The organism is Microbulbifer sp. YPW1 (genome assembly GCF_013367775.1).
In the GTDB taxonomy this organism is placed as follows: Bacteria; Pseudomonadota; Gammaproteobacteria; order Pseudomonadales; family Cellvibrionaceae; genus Microbulbifer.
Genome location: NZ_CP055157.1, coordinates 3284705 through 3301940, shown reverse-complemented (window position 1 = coordinate 3301940; position 17236 = coordinate 3284705). Strand labels below are relative to the sequence as shown.

8 protein-coding genes are annotated in these 17236 nt (G+C 56.5%); 1 reads left to right on the top strand and 7 read right to left on the bottom strand.

Translation table 11 applies throughout. The annotated features are described in order from the left end of the window. The first annotated feature begins 246 nt into the window (after positions 1-246). Complete coding sequence (locus HUW35_RS13410; RefSeq protein WP_181252778.1) at positions 247-5082, top strand: CapA family protein; 4836 nt, start codon at positions 247-249, stop codon at positions 5080-5082. Between the two features lie 49 nt (positions 5083-5131). Here the strand turns inward: HUW35_RS13410 and HUW35_RS13405 are convergent, their stop codons facing one another. The 7 genes from HUW35_RS13405 to HUW35_RS13375 form a co-directional block, all read right to left on the bottom strand. After that, the gene (locus HUW35_RS13405; protein WP_181252777.1) at positions 5132-5908 is read right to left on the bottom strand and encodes a TIGR02466 family protein; all 777 of its coding nucleotides are present in this window, start codon (positions 5906-5908) and stop codon (positions 5132-5134) included. A gap of 83 nt (positions 5909-5991) precedes the next feature. Continuing rightward, positions 5992-7974: an acylphosphatase gene (locus tag HUW35_RS13400; protein ID WP_181252776.1), complete on the bottom strand. Its 1983-nt coding sequence runs from the start codon at positions 7972-7974 to the stop codon at positions 5992-5994. Positions 7975-7976: 2 nt separating this feature from the next. Next, a complete protein-coding gene (locus HUW35_RS13395; protein WP_181252775.1) occupies positions 7977-8750 on the bottom strand; it encodes a transglutaminase family protein in 774 nt (257 codons plus the stop codon). 245 nt (positions 8751-8995) lie between these two features. Further along, entirely contained in the window at positions 8996-10276 is a 1281-nt protein-coding gene (locus tag HUW35_RS13390; protein ID WP_181252774.1) for an HlyD family type I secretion periplasmic adaptor subunit, read from the bottom strand. After that, on the bottom strand, positions 10276-12471 hold the full coding sequence (locus HUW35_RS13385) for a type I secretion system permease/ATPase (RefSeq protein WP_181252773.1): 2196 nt from the start codon (positions 12469-12471) through the stop codon (positions 10276-10278). Before HUW35_RS13385 ends, HUW35_RS13390 begins: the two co-directional genes overlap by 1 nt. 45 nt (positions 12472-12516) lie before the next feature. Continuing rightward, positions 12517-13962, bottom strand: coding sequence for a TolC family outer membrane protein (locus tag HUW35_RS13380; RefSeq protein ID WP_181255713.1), 1446 nt, complete (start codon positions 13960-13962; stop codon positions 12517-12519). Between the two features lie 176 nt (positions 13963-14138). Continuing rightward, positions 14139-17117: a BapA prefix-like domain-containing protein gene (locus HUW35_RS13375; protein ID WP_181252772.1), complete on the bottom strand. Its 2979-nt coding sequence runs from the start codon at positions 17115-17117 to the stop codon at positions 14139-14141. Between the last annotated feature and the right edge of the window lie 119 nt (positions 17118-17236).

The following is a 17236-nucleotide window of genomic DNA, read 5'->3' as shown; positions in this document are numbered from 1 at the left end:
GCCCCCCCTCCCCTAGCGTCCTCTTCATCTGTAGCAGCGTTCTCACCGCGCCGAATTGCCGCCGTTTCTGTCGTCGCTTTCCCGGCGTAAGCGAGTCGCAGAACTATACTCTGGGATATGGATTGCGTTGCCAGGGAAGCGCTCCCAGTCCTGCTGCTACCCGGTGCCAGCAAAATCTGGCACGGCGACAAGACGGCTCTCTTCCCTGCCTCGAACAATAAAGAGTTACAGGAAAGATTCTGCGCCATGGCCAAGTCCAACACTCTGTCCGATCTGCTGCTACGCGCCCGCCCCGCTGTCGAGCAGCAACTCGCCGAACTGCCGCCCCCCTACACCCTGTTCTTTTCTGTCAGTGATGGCAAGCAACGCGCCAGGGTATGCCATGGACGCTCAGACAATCTGGACGCACTGTGGCTGAAGCTGGCATCACAGGCCCGCAAGCTGCTTAAAAGTGCAAAGATGGAAGGTCGCTGGCTGCGCATCGATTGGGTGACCGACAGTGAAGCCATGGACTGGCAAGCCATGCAGAAACGTTTCCGTATAACCAAGCGGGGCTACTTTCGCTACGGCCTTGCATTGGACCCGGACTGGAAAACGGCCTTCCTGGAGCAGGAGCTGAACGGCAACGCCATGCTCTACGGTGGCAACAAGATTGCCCACGTGGTGATTAACCGAGAACGGTTTCGCGCTTATACCGATCAGCGTTTTGGAAAAAACACGCCGCTTAACTTTGAAGAGCAGGCACCGGTCACCCTGCTCAGCACGGCGGGTATTTTTCTCGACAGCAAAACCGCGCCCCAGCTCCTGTACGGGCCAGGCCGCAATGCTGGCCGCCGCATTATTGAGGAGCTGGATGAGGCCATCAGCCATCGGCTAATTGACACCAGCACCCATTATCTCGCCAGCCAGGTGTTATCCAACGGACGCTTTGAATACGGATGGCACTGCTGTTTTGATCGCGCCATCGGTACCTACAACACCCTGCGCCACGCCAGCTCTACCTACGCCATGATTGAAGGGTGGGAAGTCACCGGTGGGGACCGTGCTAAAAAGTCCATCGACCGGGCTCTGCACCATCTCACTACCAAATTGATCAAAAAGACCAGCTTGCCCGGCGGTGACGAAGCGGCATTTCTGGTAGAGGCAAACGGGGAAATCAAACTGGGGGGCAATGCGGTATGCCTGCTGGCAATGGTGAAGTACACCGAACTGACCGGCAGCCAGCAGTATCGTGAGCTAATGGAACAGCTCGCCCTCGGCATACAGTTCATGCAGGATGATACGAGCGGGAAGTTTGTCCATGTACTGAAATATCCGGAGCTCTCCGTGAAGGATGCGTTTCGGATCATCTACTACGACGGCGAAGCGGCCTTCGGCCTGATGCGCTTGTACGGTCTCACCAAGGATTCCCGTTGGTTGGGCATCGTTGAAAAAGCGTTTGAATATTTCATTGCCAACAACCACTGGGAAGCCCACGATCACTGGCTCAGTTACTGTGTCAACGAACTGACGCTGTACCGCCCGGAAGCCCGCTATTATCAGTTCGGCATACAGAACGTCTCAGGGTATCTGGACTTTGTGCTGGAGCGTATCACCACCTTCCCTACCCTGCTGGAACTGATGATGGCCGCGGAGCGCATGGTCACGCGCTTGCGCAGTGAGAAGGAATTTTCCCATCTGCTAAAACAGCTGGATTTACGAAAGTTCTACCGCGCCCTGCACACCCGCGCCATGTACTTGTTGAACGGGTATTTCTGGCCGGAATACGCCATGTATTTCAAAAACCCCGGCAAGATTACCGGCAGCTTTTATATCCGCCACCACGCTTTCCGAGTGCGGATCGACGATGTAGAACACTACCTCTCCGGATTTGTAGCCTTCAGGAAGTATCTACTGCAGGGCGGCTGCCCGCCGGAGTTCTCCCCGGCGACTACAGGCAACCCGCTGCCGGCACCGGTAAAAAGCGAACACCCCATACTTGCCTGGGGCGGCGACGTCAATCTCGCCCGCCGCCAGCACTACCGACTGGAGGAGCTGGGAGAGGAAACCGTCCTGGGAAAAATTCCGGCACTGAGTGAAGCAGAGCTGAGTGTAATCAACCTGGAGTGCGTGGTAGCTACCAGCGGTGAGCAAGGTGTGGATAAGGGAGAAGGATCACCTTACTACTATCGCGCGCGCCCGGAAATGTTGCGGCTTCTTTGCCACGCCGGCATCGACATGGTGACCACCGCAAATAACCACAGCGGCGATTACGGAACCCAGGCGTTACTCGAACAGGGTTTTTGGCTGGATGAGTTGGGGATCGCACACACCGGATCCGGCAGTAATCTGGAAGCCGCGCTGACGCCCGCCATTCGTCCAGCCGGCGACCTGAATGTGGCAATTTTTTCCATCGATGCCACCCAGAAACACTTTGCCGCAAATACCCGGAGTCCGGGATGTGCCTACCTGCCCCTGCGTGACCCAGAAGCCTGGACAGCCATGCTTAGACCCCGTATCGCTGCCGTGCGCGCCCGGGCACAAGTAGTGCTGGTGGCAGTGCACTGGGGTGCAAACCTCGAAGAGTCTCCTACCGCGATCGAAATCTCAATTGGTCACAGCATCATTGATGCAGGGGCAGATGGGGTACTGGGCACCAGCGCACATGTACTGCAAGGAATAGAAATCTACCACAACCGGCCGATTATTCACGATGCCGGCGATCTGCTGTTTGATTCCGTGCATCGCAAGCTGAAGGACAGCGGGATATTCCAACTCGCACTCAGTCAACGGGGTGTGGAAAACATAAGGTTCTTCCCGGTTGGCTGCGGCTTCGGTTTCAGCCAGCAGCTGGGCGGACGCCAAGGACTGGCGGTAAGCCAGCGTTACGCGGAAAAGTGCAGCGCGCTGGGGACAGAGTTGTCCCTATTACAGGATGGCAGTGCGCAGTGCCCACTGACCCCACCGAACCGGGTATCGACAGATTCGCCACCCGCCCAGAAAACCCGCTATAACCTCGCGTTACTGGACCAGGTCAGGCGCCCCCCCAACAAGAACTGGACTGTTGGGGAGGTGCCTTCGGATGCAGCGATTACCGCGCGCGAATTTGGTCCCTTGCGTCTGATAGGGATGCGCAGCCGCCCGCAAATCATCGACAGGCGGCAATTAATCTTTGTGGAAACCTTCTGGACCCTCATAGAGACAACCACAGAAAACCTTCGCCTGGATATCCGCGCAGTTCCGGTTGCCCCAACTTCCATGCCCTACTGGGGCAAATCGATGGATCACGACCCCTGTGACTGGCAAATGCCCACCGGCAGCTGGCAAACCGGGGTCATCTATCGAGACTACTACGGGCTGCGGCCACCGGCCTCCCGGCAATTACGCAACGGCGAACTGCAGATCCAGATCGGCATAAAAGGTTCGGAAACGGTTATCGATCCGGTGCCCATCAACGATGAGCTTATTACTCTGAGAATCGTGACGCCGGAAAAAGCATCGAAAAGCCCCGGCGTCGCTGGCAGGAACCAAAAAGCGTTCAACACCATCGACGGACGCGAGCCGCCAACCTATCGCAACGAGTTTCCTCTGAGCATCTTTCGCCAGGTTCCGGGACAAACCTGGAACGCGCAACAGATCGCTGATGTGACCGGGGGAGACTGGCTGGTGCCTCCGCCCCAGGGCTGGTTTACCCGAAGTGTGGTTTCCGGGCAGAGCTTTATCGAACAATCTCTCACACCCGCCATGTTCGTGGCTCATAAAAGTAGCGACCGCGCCTACCATGAACGCAGCTCCCCGGAAAAATATACATCCTGGGACCTGCACGAAAAGCTAGCGGAAATCGCCTTGCGTGCCGGCCACAACCTCTCCGGAGTGATCGTACAGCGACCGGTTGCGGGATTACCGGAAGGGTTACCGGTGTTGCAGGTAGCGGATCCCATCAAGGCAATCATTGAACTCGGGTTGGCCGCCCGCTACCGGTACAGTGGCGATGTAATTGCCATTACCGGCACTGCAGGCAAGTCCTCCACGGTGAAAATGCTGAGGGACATGCTGGGCGGCAGGCAGAAGGCGCTGAGCAGTCTCGGCAATTACAATTCCCGGGTCGGAGCGCCGTCGATGCTGGCCAGTCTCAGCGCAGAGCACCAAGCTGCGGTTATTGAAGTCGCACAAAGCGCACTGTGGATGAAACAGGGCCCCATCACACGGCGCATACACCCAACAATTGCAATGGTTACCGAGATCGGGGTCTCTCAAACGAGTAGCAGGGTAAAAAGCACAAAAGATACCGCGCTGTGGAAATCCCGTATTTTCGACGGACTGATCGGCCGCTCGGTAGCGATTGTCGGCGAGCACCTGCAGCACTTCGAATACGTACTGGAGAAAGCGCGACAACACGCCAAACGCGTGATCATCTTCGGAACCAGTGATACTGCCGAAGTCCGTATTCTCGATATCCAGGGAGACAGCCAGGGCAGTCGCGTGCTGATCGAAGTAGCGGGAGAAACTCACACCCTGACAATACCTGCGCCCAGTCTCGGTATGGTAAACAACGCGGTCGCCGCCATGTGCGCTGTTTACGCCATGGGCCGCCCGATCCCGGAGGCCGCCGCGGCACTGGAGCAATTACAGCTGGATGAAGGTCACCTGGATCAAATCCAGCTAGGGTTTCCCCGAGGCAGCGTCAAGATCATTGATGACAGCTGGAATGCCACAGTGAGTTCCATGCTGAATGCGTTCTCTGTACTGAAACAAATCGCTGTGGCAGATAACCAGCGAAAAATCGCCGTATTGGGACGCATGGTGGCGCTGGGAGACGAAGCCGAGGCCTTGCACGGTAGTCTCGCCAAGCCACTTGTGGAATCCGGTGTAGACCTGGTCGTGACCCATGGTGAAGAGATGCGCTATCTGCGTACGCAACTACCGGAAGCGCTACTTGGTCCGCACTTCGGAACCATTGGCGAAATGGCGAATTTTCTACTGGAAACTGCCAGTGAGGGAGACCTCATTCTGATCAAAGGATCCCGGCGGGATTCTGACTTCGGCAGTTTGCCAGCGGTATTGAAAAAGTTGATCAGTGAGGGGGAGGGAGTCACCGCCTGAGGTAGACTCCCCCAACTACCGCCGCTACGGCTGGCGGGCTATGGTCAACTTAATCAGGACTGCCGGGGAGACTGGCGTTTTCGGTCTCCCCTGCGGATACCGTTGGAACCGGTTCTTGTAGGCCCGCCAGCGGCTCCCCTTGCTGTAAACCTGTGTACATTTCCTCGTTCGCCTGCCGAAACATGGGTTGCATTGTGCCCGCACGGCGGCGCACGGTCTTGGTATCCAGCTTCACATTGAACGCGATACAGATACGCAGTGAATCATCTTCCACCGGGTTGACGTAGTGCAGCAACCAGTTGGGAAAGATAACCAGTCGGCCGGCCCGCGGCACCACGCGAACCCGGCTTCCAAAGCTGCTGTTGGGCAGCTCCGCGGAAATACATAACATCCGCGGGTCAAGAAACTCAATGTTGCCACTGCTGACACTTTTGTCTTTGACCAGATCCGACTTTACGTAGTAAACACCGGACCAGGTACAGGCTTCGTGATTGTGGATCTTCCGGTAACTATCCGCACGGGATACGTTCGCCCAGGCATGAGCCAGCATATCCTGGGTATGGGGGTTGAATTTATTCTTGGTGGCCTTCAGGGTCACCTCCTTCACGCCGGAGGCTATCCATTTCTTGAGCGTTCGAATTTCCTCAAACGGCCATTCGAGCAGGTCCTTCTTGGAATCCCAGCTGCCAATGTTTGACCGCTTCATCCCGGGCGTATTGGCCTCCATATCCAGGATAATATGCGTCAGGCGATCATTAACGCCGTCAGAGTCTTCGATATCCCGAATAAAAATCGGGGTACTAAATGCCGTTCGAATGGTGTGCATTACTCCACCTCAATATCCTTCTGGTTACTCACACCCATCTCAATCCGAACCTTTATGCAAGCACTCAGATTCAAACACGGGATTCAGGCGATTGCGGTAAATGCCAGTCTGCCCGTACAGCGGGTTTCCTCACTATTGACAGAATCGACTTCCGCATCGGCGGGGCCCTTGTGGCACATTTTTTCAAGTGCCGCAATGCCGCTCGGACTACCTTCGAGCAGCGCTTCTACAGATCCATCGCGCAAGTTTTTGACCCAGCCGCTGACACTGTGGCGGATCGCCATTAACTTCAGCCAGCGGCGAAAGCCGACGCCCTGAACACGACCCTGGATCAGCAAGCGTACACCTTTTATTTCGGGCTCCGCGGCTACGACCTCAGGGAAGAGACTCTGCACCAGGGCGCCGGCGACATCCCTACCCATCCCGCGATCAGGAAAGTGGTGCCAGCTCAAGTGGGGATTACAGACAGCATCCTGAACCAGCCACTGCTGTCCGTTCATTTCCGCTGAAATATCATCCACAAAAAGATCAATACCAGCGATATACGGATCATAAATCGCTGCGAGAGTGGACTCGACAATAGGCAGTACGCTGGGGTTAACCAAATCACTGACATCTTCACGCATTGAGTCCTGACCGCCATTGGTTGCCCGTATATGCAATACGGAAACCAGCTTGCGCCCCACGACCAGCAGACGGAAACGTTTCAGGCGCGCGCTGCCTTCCTCGCTGAATCCTTTGCTGCGAGGAAGTATCTCGTCCATCCAGCTGCGATTGCGGGTAATCTTTCTGGTGACCATCAGCACACTCTGCGGCATGCCTCCATGAAACATACATCGCGATTCTTGGGACTCCAGGGAAAATACCGTATCCGACAATGATTGCAGTTGGAGGTTGTGTGCGTAGGCCGCCTGGGCGATCAGATCAACCGAGCGCAGTGCACCACGTCGGAATGCGCGGTCAAACTCTCCATATCGATAAGGCCTGGCCAGCGCAATCTGTAGCGGCGGCTGACCTTCCTGGTTCAGCGCCCCCGAGGAAAACACACTCGAGATCAGCTTTCCCGGAACGTCGATCGGGCGACCGTAGGAGGGAAATACTGCATCGCAGATACCCGGATTGGAATTGACCTCTATCACGTAGGCTGGCGGGAGCGACTCGGGCTGCTCCGCGCTGCCAGCTTGCGTATCACCCGTATAAATAAGATCAACACCCACCTGAATCAACCCGGGAAAGCATTGTGCAGCCTGTTCCGCGACGGCCAGAACCTCACGATCTAGCCGGTCGAAGATCTGAACGGTCTCCCCACCTGCTGACGCATTGGCCACGGTGGTAAGTTGTACCTTCTCACCGCTGGCAGGTACGTGATCAAAGGAGATACCCTGCCGTTCGAGCAAGTCAAAGCGTTTCATCGGGTCCAGGCGCAGACTGGGATTTCTTTTACGCAGTGTATTTTTCCTATCGACCAACTGCCGGATACTGCTTTCGCCATCCCCTACCACATGGGCAGGGATCCTTACGTAAGCAGCCTGCGCCACACCGGCAATCACTATTACCCGTATATCCTGGCCAAATACGTTCTGCTCGACGATGATCTGTCGACCGTACTTTCGCGCATAAGCCCAGGCAACCTTGAAATCGGCTTCGCTGGTAACATTGCTGCTTACCCCAGCACCGGAGGATCCGTCGTTTGGTTTTACCGTCACCGCAGTCTTGGCCTGCTCAAAATACCGCAGCGCCGCCGCATAGTTTTCAAATATCCCGCCTGACGGCACCGGCACACCATTTTCCGCGAGAATGTCTTTGGCAATCTGCTTCTGGCGGGCACAATAGGTAAATACCGCAGAGTTTCCCGGCGAGTTTTGACGAAATACGACTCTTTGTTTTTGATTGAAAACCTCAAAAATCAGACGCCGGTGATAGTGAACCTCCAGGCCCTGGCGGGCTGCCGCGTTACATAACAACTGAATACCCACGTCGTCCCAGTTGTTCAGCAGAGGAGAATCGGAGTAGTCATTTTCTCCAGTCTCCTGTATCACACTATCCACAGGTAATTGTCCGGACACGCTTAATCCCTCCGCATATCGTAGATTTTCCACTGCATATCTACATCGACACTGCCGGGTCGTTTACTGGTTCCACGTGGCCAAAGATTGGACCAGACCCAGACCGAGTTTCTATTCAGTACAATTTTACTGTGGGCACCGGAACCAAAGCCGTATCCGAATTTCGGGTCCAGCGCCAGGTTCGCATCCACGGGTACCCAGTGACCGTTGAAGTAAACCTCAGCGGCATGGTGGTTTGGCTGAGAGAAAGTATGGTGTTCGGTAAACAGGAATTCCGAGGTCATTCTCGCGGGAAACCCCATGGCTCGGGCCAGCGCCACAAACAAAGCAGCGTATTCCGTGCAATCTCCCTGACGGGCAGACACCGCATAGAGTGCCCCACGGGTAGACTGGCGCCGGTACTGGATCATTTGCTGGGGCGTCAGGAAAGCGGCTCGCAGCTGTGCCTCCGGATCGCTGTAAGTCCGCTGGATATGATGCGCGAGTTTCAGGATCTGATCGTTGTCTGACTCAATATACTCCGCGGGTTGAAGGTAGATGCTGTCAGGCGCTTCGCGCTGAGAAGTTCTCCAAGGAGACGACGTCTTCCCGGACATCTGTTCGCCAGAAATATCATAGGATTTAACCAGCAAGTCGAAATAAACCTTTTTCGTCGACTTGCTGTCGGCGGGAATATCCCACTCCAGCTCCACGTAGTCACCGGCCTCATGCTTGAACGATTTGCGTTCAAATTCGCTGACCTCATCGTGCCGGATACCGAGCAGTTTCTGCTGCATGTGATCTCCGACCGGGGCCGCTATACGATGGACATACCCATGGAGAGGACCATTGGTGTCGTTAGTGACAGTGATCTCCGCCTCCAGCGTCAACTTGACGCCGGGGCTTCTCGAATCGCTAGACGCGTTCTCCAACAGGCCTATCATCAGCAACAAGGCTGCAAAAATTTGTCGATACATGGCATTTCCCTATACCTGCCCTCCGCAACTCGCCTCGCTGGCCTTCCAGGCCGGGAGGCTGCGATTCAACGTTCCCTTAACGCTTCACCGGCCTGGTTGAAAGGCTTCACGAGGTAATCAAACACGGTTTTGGAGCCGGTTTTGACATCCACACTGGCTACCATACCCGGGACAATCGGGAACTCCTTTCCCGCACGATTAATAAGAGCATGGGAGTCCGTCAGGATCAGTACCCGGTAAAAGTACTCTCCAGGTCGTGTTTCATCCTGGATGGTGTCCGGCGAGATAGTGGTTACTTTCCCATCCAAGCCGCCGTAGATGGAGTAGTCATAGGCCGTGATTTTGACCTTGGCGTCCTGTCCCGGATGAATAAACGCGATATCCCTTGGGGAGATCTGGGCTTCGATCAGGAGCCGGTCATCCAGAGGAACAATCTCCATAAGACGGCCATTCGGCGGGATGACACCACCGATGGTTGTGACTTCGATATCCTTGACGATCCCGCGCACGGGTGACTTCAGGGTGAGCCTGGTCAATGAATCTGCACGCCCTTCGATCACCGAAGTCAGCGCATCCACTTCAGCACTCACACCTGCCAGTTCCTCCCGGGCGCGTACCATATATTCCGAACGCACATCCTTGATCTTAAGGTCCAGCTCGGATTTCTGCCGACTGAGGCGTAGCACTTCCACGTTGCTGGCTGCGCCGGAACTCACCAGATCCCGGGTAATAGATAGTTCACGCTCTATAAGGTCCCTGGCCTCTTTCAGGCTACTGAGGGAATCCTGCAAGCTGCCTTGTCGTGTCTGATACAGCCTGCGCTCTTTGGCGATGAGATCCTCGAAGCCGCTCAGTTCTTCCGGGAATCGCAGGGCGGTGCCATTTACTTCTGCGCTCAACCGCGCGGCACTCGCCAAAGCCGCTCGATAACGTGCCTCTCCCTCTTCAACATTGGAGCGCACTTTGGTCGGATCCAGTTGCGCCAGCACTTCGCCGGGTTTCACAATGTCGCCTTCCTTGACATTCAGATCGGCCAGAATGCCCCCCTCCAGCGACTGGATAATCTGCGCCCGGGAAGTAGGGATTACTTTGCCCTGCCCCTTGGACACTTCATCCACCTTGGCGAAGTAAGACCAGGTAACGAAACACACGAGAAACAGGAAAAAAACCCAGATAACCCGGCTCGATCGGGTCAGCTGCGCATCGTCAGAGTCTTTTTCGTAATGGGCACCGGCATTGTGAAAGTCCGCTTCCAGTATGGCGACATTGGCAGCCTGGGAAGATTTCTCTTGCCGCCGGCTGATCGCCGACGATTCGGGGTCGGTAATAGCTACTTCTCTTGCCATCAGCTCACCTGTTCACTGTCCGACAGTTTTTCTCCGGACACTTCCTGTCCCTGCCGTGCTCCATTCTGCGTGGCATTCTGGGAAAGCTTCTGCAACGCCACCTCTTTGCTTTCATCCATCAGCAGCTGCCCGTTATCAACCACCAGGATTCTGTCCGCCAGTTTCAGGGTACTGGTACGGTGTGTGGCAAATATCAGGGTTCGGCCTTCCGCCCACTGCTGAAGCTTGGCAATAAACCGTTTTTCTGTGACGTCATCCAGCGATGCGGTGGGTTCATCCAGTAAAACCACGCTGGGGTTGCGGATAAACAGTCGCGCCAGCAGCAGGGACTGCCGCTGGCCACCAGACAACCCCAGCCCGCCTTCCAGAATCACATGATCCATACCTTTCGGAAGCTTGCGGATAAAATCGAGCGCTCCCGACATATCCAACGCAGCAATGATTTCCTTATCCGTGGCTCCCGGGGCGCCCAGGGTGACATTTTCTCGCAGGGTTCCGTGGAAAAGATTGGCATTCTGAGTCAACAGGCCGATATCACGACGAGTATCGGCGGGATCGATGTGCCCCATGCTGACACCCTCGAGAATCACCTCGCCAGCGCTCGGCTCCAGCATACCCGACAGTGCCTGAAGCAAAGTGGATTTACCCGCACCGTTCCGCCCCAGTACCGCGATTTTTTCGCCAGCGCGAATTTTCAGCGCATTCACAGACAGCGCCGGAGTCTCACACTCGGCGCCGTACTTAAAGGACGCCTGACGCAACTGATAATTGCCGGTGATGCAGGACAAATGCACGCGCTTGCTGCCTTCAGCGTGATCCACCGGCAGCTGCATGATGTGATCCAGTCCCTTTAACGCATACTTTGCCTGCTGCCACCGGCTCAGTACCTGGGTAATCTGCGACATGGGTGCCATCATCCTCGAACCGAGGATAGAAGCTGCTACCAGCGAACCCGTGGTCATATCACCGGCCATCACCATCGGCGCGCCGAACAGCACGATGATGGCAAATACACTGGACTGAACATTGTGTGTCCACGTCACCAGTCGACCTATAAGGCCGCGCAGGCGCAGGTTGGATTCTGCGGTAACGGCGTTGTAGTGGTTCCACTGTTGCTGGAAACGCTGCTCCGCCTGCATCGCCTTGATATCCTCCATCCCCTGCACCGTCTCTACCAGCATTGCATTGCGCAGAGAGGATTCGCGGATGGATTCACCAGCGAGACGCGCGAGTTTTTTCTGGGCCAACAGGCCGGGAACAATCAGCAACACCAGAGCGCCCAACGGAATCAACGCCAGGGGCCCCGCCACATACCAGAGGAACCCGAGAAACAGAAAGAAGAATGGCATATCTGCCATTGCCAGAATGGTGGTCGAAGTCACCATTTCGCGCACCCGCTCCAGCTCCCGGATCTGGGAAGTAAACGCACCGGTGGATTTTGGTTTGGCGCTGTTGCGGAGCCGCACCGCATGGCCATATACCAGGTCGGACACACGGATATCCGCACGTTTCCCCAGCAAATCTGTGACGCGGATGCGGTTAATACGCATGATAAAATCAAACAGTACAGCGACCAGGACACCACTGAACAGCACATATAGAGTCGGCGTGGACTCTGCCGGTATGACTCTGTCGTAAACCTGTTTGGAGAAAAGAATACCCGCGAGTGCCAGCACGTTCGCCACCGTTGTGGCGATCATCACATGCCCGTATGGCTTCAGGTCCCGCAGGATGATTGAGCGAAACCAGTGTTTCTGCTGGGGTTTCACATAGTCATCAACACGGGCGTCAGCGACATTGTGTGCCGGGCGCAACACCACCACTGAAATGATATGGGGAACGAGGGACTCGACATTGATCCGCGTAGCAGCACCGCGGTCGCCACTGAAGGAAACGGCGAGGTGTCCCTTGCCATCGGTAGTTTCGATAACGCCAATTTGTCCGCCGCGTAACTGGACCACCAGAGGCAAGCGCCAGGGGCTCAACATGGATTTATCGAACTCAGTAAATCTGGCTACCAGGCCCGCTTGCCGCGCCATGCTGCGCACAACGCCTTCCACCGTTTCCTGCTGCCCCCAACGGGAAGCGATACGGATATTTTCTTCAGAAAACTCGAGCCGGTAGTGCCTGGCGATCGCCAGTATCGCATGCACCCAGGGTGTGTATTCCTTCTGCTCACTTTCGGAGTCTTGCATATACGGCTCCTGCCACTTCCTGCAAACCGCTGCCGTCGATCCTGCTTACGGCAGTACCTCTACTCCCTGAATGGGACGCCCCTGAAGATCAAATGCATTTCTGATTTCGCCTACGGTATACAGGCAATCCACCTGTAATTTGTGCAGGTCGTATTCGGTATTGTTTTTTTCTATCCGCGCCTGATGCAGCTCCTCTTCCGAATTGAGTAATTCAATCAGGGTTCGGCTACCAAGGGAGGAGTACTGTTGACGGTAGAGATCGCGCGTCTCGGAAATTGCGCGCAAGCGCGCTTCGAGAATGGATATACTCCGCTGCAACCCCTGGCTCTGACTCTGCGCGATGCGCAGATCCCGGGCCACGGTCAGCCGGGCATTGTCTTTCGCCGCCTCTGCAGAGCGCATGGCAAAACTCGCCGCTTCCTTGCTCGCAGAAATCCTCCCACCCTGGTAGATCGGCATGGAGAGGTTGAGAAATACCGCGCTTTCATGGTCATTAAGCGCATTGGCGTCTACGTATTCCTGATCGAGATAGCTGTTTACACTGCCGTCCAGAGACAGTGTGGGCCACGCCTGGGCGCGAGCTTCTTTTAATTGCGCTACGGCTTCAGCCCGCTGCGCTTCCGCGAGCAGTACCGCAGGCGCGTAATTGGCTTGCATGGGATCAACCAAACAGCCATTCAATACTGGTTCCGGCAATCCCATGGATAGCGCAACGCTCTGCTGCACGCCCATCAGATTCTGCAATACACTGCGCCAACGGTTCAGCTGCGCCTGCAACTGCTGACGATTGGCTCTGGCGGACTCCATCCGCGATTGCGCCTGCAGGACGTCCGAACGCGTGCTCGCGCCACGATCACTGCGAATTTTGACCAGGCGGGAAATAGCAGACACCCCCTGAATCTGCGCATCGGCGGACTCAAGTAATGCCTGATAACGTTGAACTTCAATGGCTGCCTCCGCCGTATCCCGTGCTATAGCATCAATTTGCTGCAATACCTGGGCTTGAGCCGCGCGCGCGCCGGCCGTAGCAGAGTCAACGCTGCCGGAGATTTTCCCGAAGTCATAAAGAACCTGGGAAAGATATAACTGGACCGCATGCCCATCACCATCACCATTGGTTTCGCTGTCGTAGCCACCAATCACACCCACGTTGACCTGCGGATAATAGCCGGATCGCGCCCTGCGAATATTTTCCTGTTGCTGGTGTAACACGCCTACGGACTCGCCAATTGCCGGGTGCCACTCAACGGCCTTTTGCACGGCCTCGGTGATACCCAGCTGCCAGGTATTTGAGCTGGCGGTGACTGAGGGGTTGAGCGGCTGTGCATTGAGGAAAGGACTGGCGTCAGATCCACTCTGCAAGTCACTGGGGCTTATGGTCTGAAAGGAATTCTCAGACTCATCCGCCAATGAAAATGGCAGTGTCAGCAGAGCTGAAACACCGACTATGTGGCAGGCGATACGACGCGCAGCCTTCCCTGACAAAAACATCGCGTACTGTTGGCTCACATTTATTCACTTTTATTCCGCAACTGAATGCCGAAAGCGCAAACCTGTGCGGGTAGTTATACCTAATGCCGCACTAAGTTTAGTTCAAAAAAAAAGCACCGGGCTTTTGGCCCGGTGCTTATGGCGCCCAAAAAGTGGGCTGTTTATGGTGAATTTACCTACAGATCATGGTGTCCATTTTGAGACCAGAGATCTCTCATCGGGTCATCCATATCCGGAGGCAAGTTGTCGGGTGATTCTCCCGGATCAAACACTTCCGTCAGACTCTGCCCGAGGAAGCTGCTGGAACCCAGCCCCGGTAGAGAATCATCATTAAAGAGATCCTCGACCAAGTCCTCGAGAGTCAACGGTTGCCCGTCACCATCCTGGTGATGGGAATCCGAGTCTCCGCCATCCGACGTACTGCTTTCGGAAAGTTCAGCCAGGCTGATTACATCTTCCAGAGCATCCTCCAGCTGATCCTGGATCGACTGTTTCAGTGCCTGGACCTGGTCTTGATCAAGTCCATGCGCTTCACCCATCTGATCCAGCTCTGAAGCGAGCTCTGCAGACATAAACCCGGATGCATCGCTTTCCGTCTGCATCATCATCTCATCATCGTCACAGAGATCTTCAAGCGCGATAGTTTCGACACCCGGACCACCCACATTTCCGGCCATATTCACTGGCCATCCATCGACTTCAGGGTCTCTCGGGTTTCCGTCTCCATCGTAATGCTCGTTACCTGCCTTGATGATGTACTCACCGACTACCGGCGAGCCGTACTCTTCCAGGATGCACTCTTCCAACGTCTCCGGATGTCTCGGATCCTTGATGTCGGTGTCTTCGCCGTATTCGACCTTGACGATTCTTCCATCTTGTAACTCAAAGGCTACGTAGGAGATACCATTCGGTAGATCCTCTGGCTCTTCGTCGCTGTCACCATCGGCGTCGGCATCACCATCTGCATCCGCGTCGGCATCACCGTCCGCATCCGCATCGGCATCACCGTCTGCATCCGCATCGGCATCACCGTCCGCATCCGCATCGGCATCACCGTCCGCATCCGCATCGGCATCACCGTCTGCATCCGCATCGGCATCACCGTCCGCATCCGCATCGGCATCACCGTCCGCATCCGCATCGGCATCACCGTCCGCATCCGCATCGGCATCACCGTCCGCATCCGCATCGGCATCACCGTCTGCATCCGCGTCGGCATCCGCATCGGCGTCTGTATCCGCATCGGCATCCGCATCGGCATCGGCATCCGCATCGGCATCCGCATCGGCGTCTGTATCGGCATCCGCATCCGCATCCGCATCCGCATCCGCATCCGCATCCGCATCCGCATCCGCATCCGCATCCGCATCCGCATCCGCATCCGCATCCGCATCCGCATCCGCATCCGCATCCGCATCCGCATCCGCATCCGCATCCGCATCCGCATCCGCATCCGCATCCGAGTCGGCATCAGCGTCACATTCGATGTCAATATCAATATCGACATCTATATCGATCTCGCAATCACCATCTTTGTGACTGCCCGTTTTATCGATGTCTACGTCAATATCAATATCGATGTCATAGCCATGCAGATTGAGCTCGTAACTGTAGCTCCAGTCGGCGTCGCCATCGGCATCTGCATCTGCGTCTGCGTCTGCGTCTGCGTCTGCGTCTGCGTCTGAATCAGCGTCCGCATCACACTCGCAGTCAATATCAATATCGATGTCGATATCGATATTTATATCGCAGTCGGCATCTGCGTCAGCATCAGCATCGGCGTCGGCGTCAGCATCCGCATCCGCATCTGCGTCTGCGTCGGCGTCGGCGTCGGCGTCGGCATCCGCGTCGGCGTCGGCGTCGGCGTCGGCATCAGCATCTGCGTCTGCGTCTGCGTCAGCATCGGCGTCTGCGTCAGCATCGGCATCGGCGTCGGCGTCAGCATCTGCGTCAGCATCTGCGTCGGCGTCGGCGTCTGCGTCGGCGTCGGCGTCAGCATCTGCGTCTGCGTCTGCGTCGGCATCGGCGTCCGCATCGGCATCCGCGTCGGCGTCGGCATCCGCATCCGCGTCGGCATCGGCATCGGCGTCGGCGTCGGCATCCGCATCGGCATCCGCATCGGCATCCGCATCGGCGTCCGCATCGGCATCGGCGTCGGCGTCGGCATCGGCATCGGCGTCGGCGTCGGCGTCGGCGTCGGCGTCGGCGTCGGCGTCGGCATCAGCGTCAGCGTCAGCGTCAGCGTCGGCATCCGCATCGGCATCCGCATCAGCATCAGCATCAGCATCAGCATCAGCATCAGCATCCGCGTCAGCATCCGCATCGGCGTCGGCATCCGCATCCGCGTCGGCATCCGCATCGGCGTCTGTATCCGCATCAGCATCCGCGTCGGCGTCTGTATCCGCGTCGGCGTCGGCGTCGGCGTCGGCGTCTGTATCCGCATCGGCATCGGCATCCGCGTCTGTATCCGCATCAGCATCCGCGTCAGAGTCCGCGTCTGCGTCGCCATCCGGCGGTGGCGGCGGCTCCGCAGGCGGTGGTGGCTCCGCAGGGGGCGGCGGCTCCGCAGGCGGTGGTGGCTCCGCAGGGGGCGGCGGCTCCGCAGGGGGCGGCGGCTCCGCAGGCGGCGGTGGCTCCGCAGGCGGCGGGGGCGGCGGCGCAGGGGGGGACGGAGGCGGCGGTGGAGGTGGAGGTGGCGGGTTATATGCCTCGAACGTAGAACGATTATCATCGTTATCGTAAGAAGCCGCTATCGCCCCTATTCCCAGCGCCGCGAGACCGGCCCATACCCATGGGCAAACAACTTCACCAGTGGGGGGGATCACTCCGGCGACATCCGCCCCACTACTGACCTGCGCCATTGAAAATATGGAACCATCGACACCCTGCTGAGCGAGTAATACCTCACCCGACTCTGGATCTTCGATAAAAAGATCACTCTGGGTACTCGACGCATCCGCGAGGTAAAAATTTTCAATCGTTATGACTTCACCTGATGCGAGCTGAACAATCAGATCGTCACCAGACCTAGAAAAGGAAAGTATGTCTTCCTGCGCCATCGCCAGCTTGACGAATCCTGGAGAGTCTAAAACCACTGTCGTGGAATCAAACGAACTCAGGACGCCGCTCGACTTGTCGACTACTTGGGTTTGCATCCTGCCTACCTGCTGTTTTCCCTACATCCTCAGATGAGGCCCTGACCAAATTCAGTGATCCAGTATTCCCAACTCACAAACCGCGGGTATACTTTTCACCCATAGCGATCAATTTTTAA

What these genes read in the sequence shown, in the direction of transcription:
- HUW35_RS13410 (WP_181252778.1), top strand. Translation starts at nt 247, where the DNA reads ATGGCCAAGTCCAACACTCTGTCCGATCTGCTGCTACGCGCCCGCCCC.
- HUW35_RS13405 (WP_181252777.1), bottom strand. Translation starts at nt 5,908, where the DNA reads ATGCACACCATTCGAACGGCATTTAGTACCCCGATTTTTATTCGGGAT.
- HUW35_RS13395 (WP_181252775.1), bottom strand. Translation starts at nt 8,750, where the DNA reads ATGCAGCAGAAACTGCTCGGTATCCGGCACGATGAGGTCAGCGAATTT.
- HUW35_RS13390 (WP_181252774.1), bottom strand. Translation starts at nt 10,276, where the DNA reads ATGGCAAGAGAAGTAGCTATTACCGACCCCGAATCGTCGGCGATCAGC.
- HUW35_RS13385 (WP_181252773.1), bottom strand. Translation starts at nt 12,471, where the DNA reads ATGCAAGACTCCGAAAGTGAGCAGAAGGAATACACACCCTGGGTGCAT.
- HUW35_RS13380 (WP_181255713.1), bottom strand. Translation starts at nt 13,962, where the DNA reads ATGTTTTTGTCAGGGAAGGCTGCGCGTCGTATCGCCTGCCACATAGTC.
- HUW35_RS13375 (WP_181252772.1), bottom strand. Translation starts at nt 17,117, where the DNA reads ATGCAAACCCAAGTAGTCGACAAGTCGAGCGGCGTCCTGAGTTCGTTT.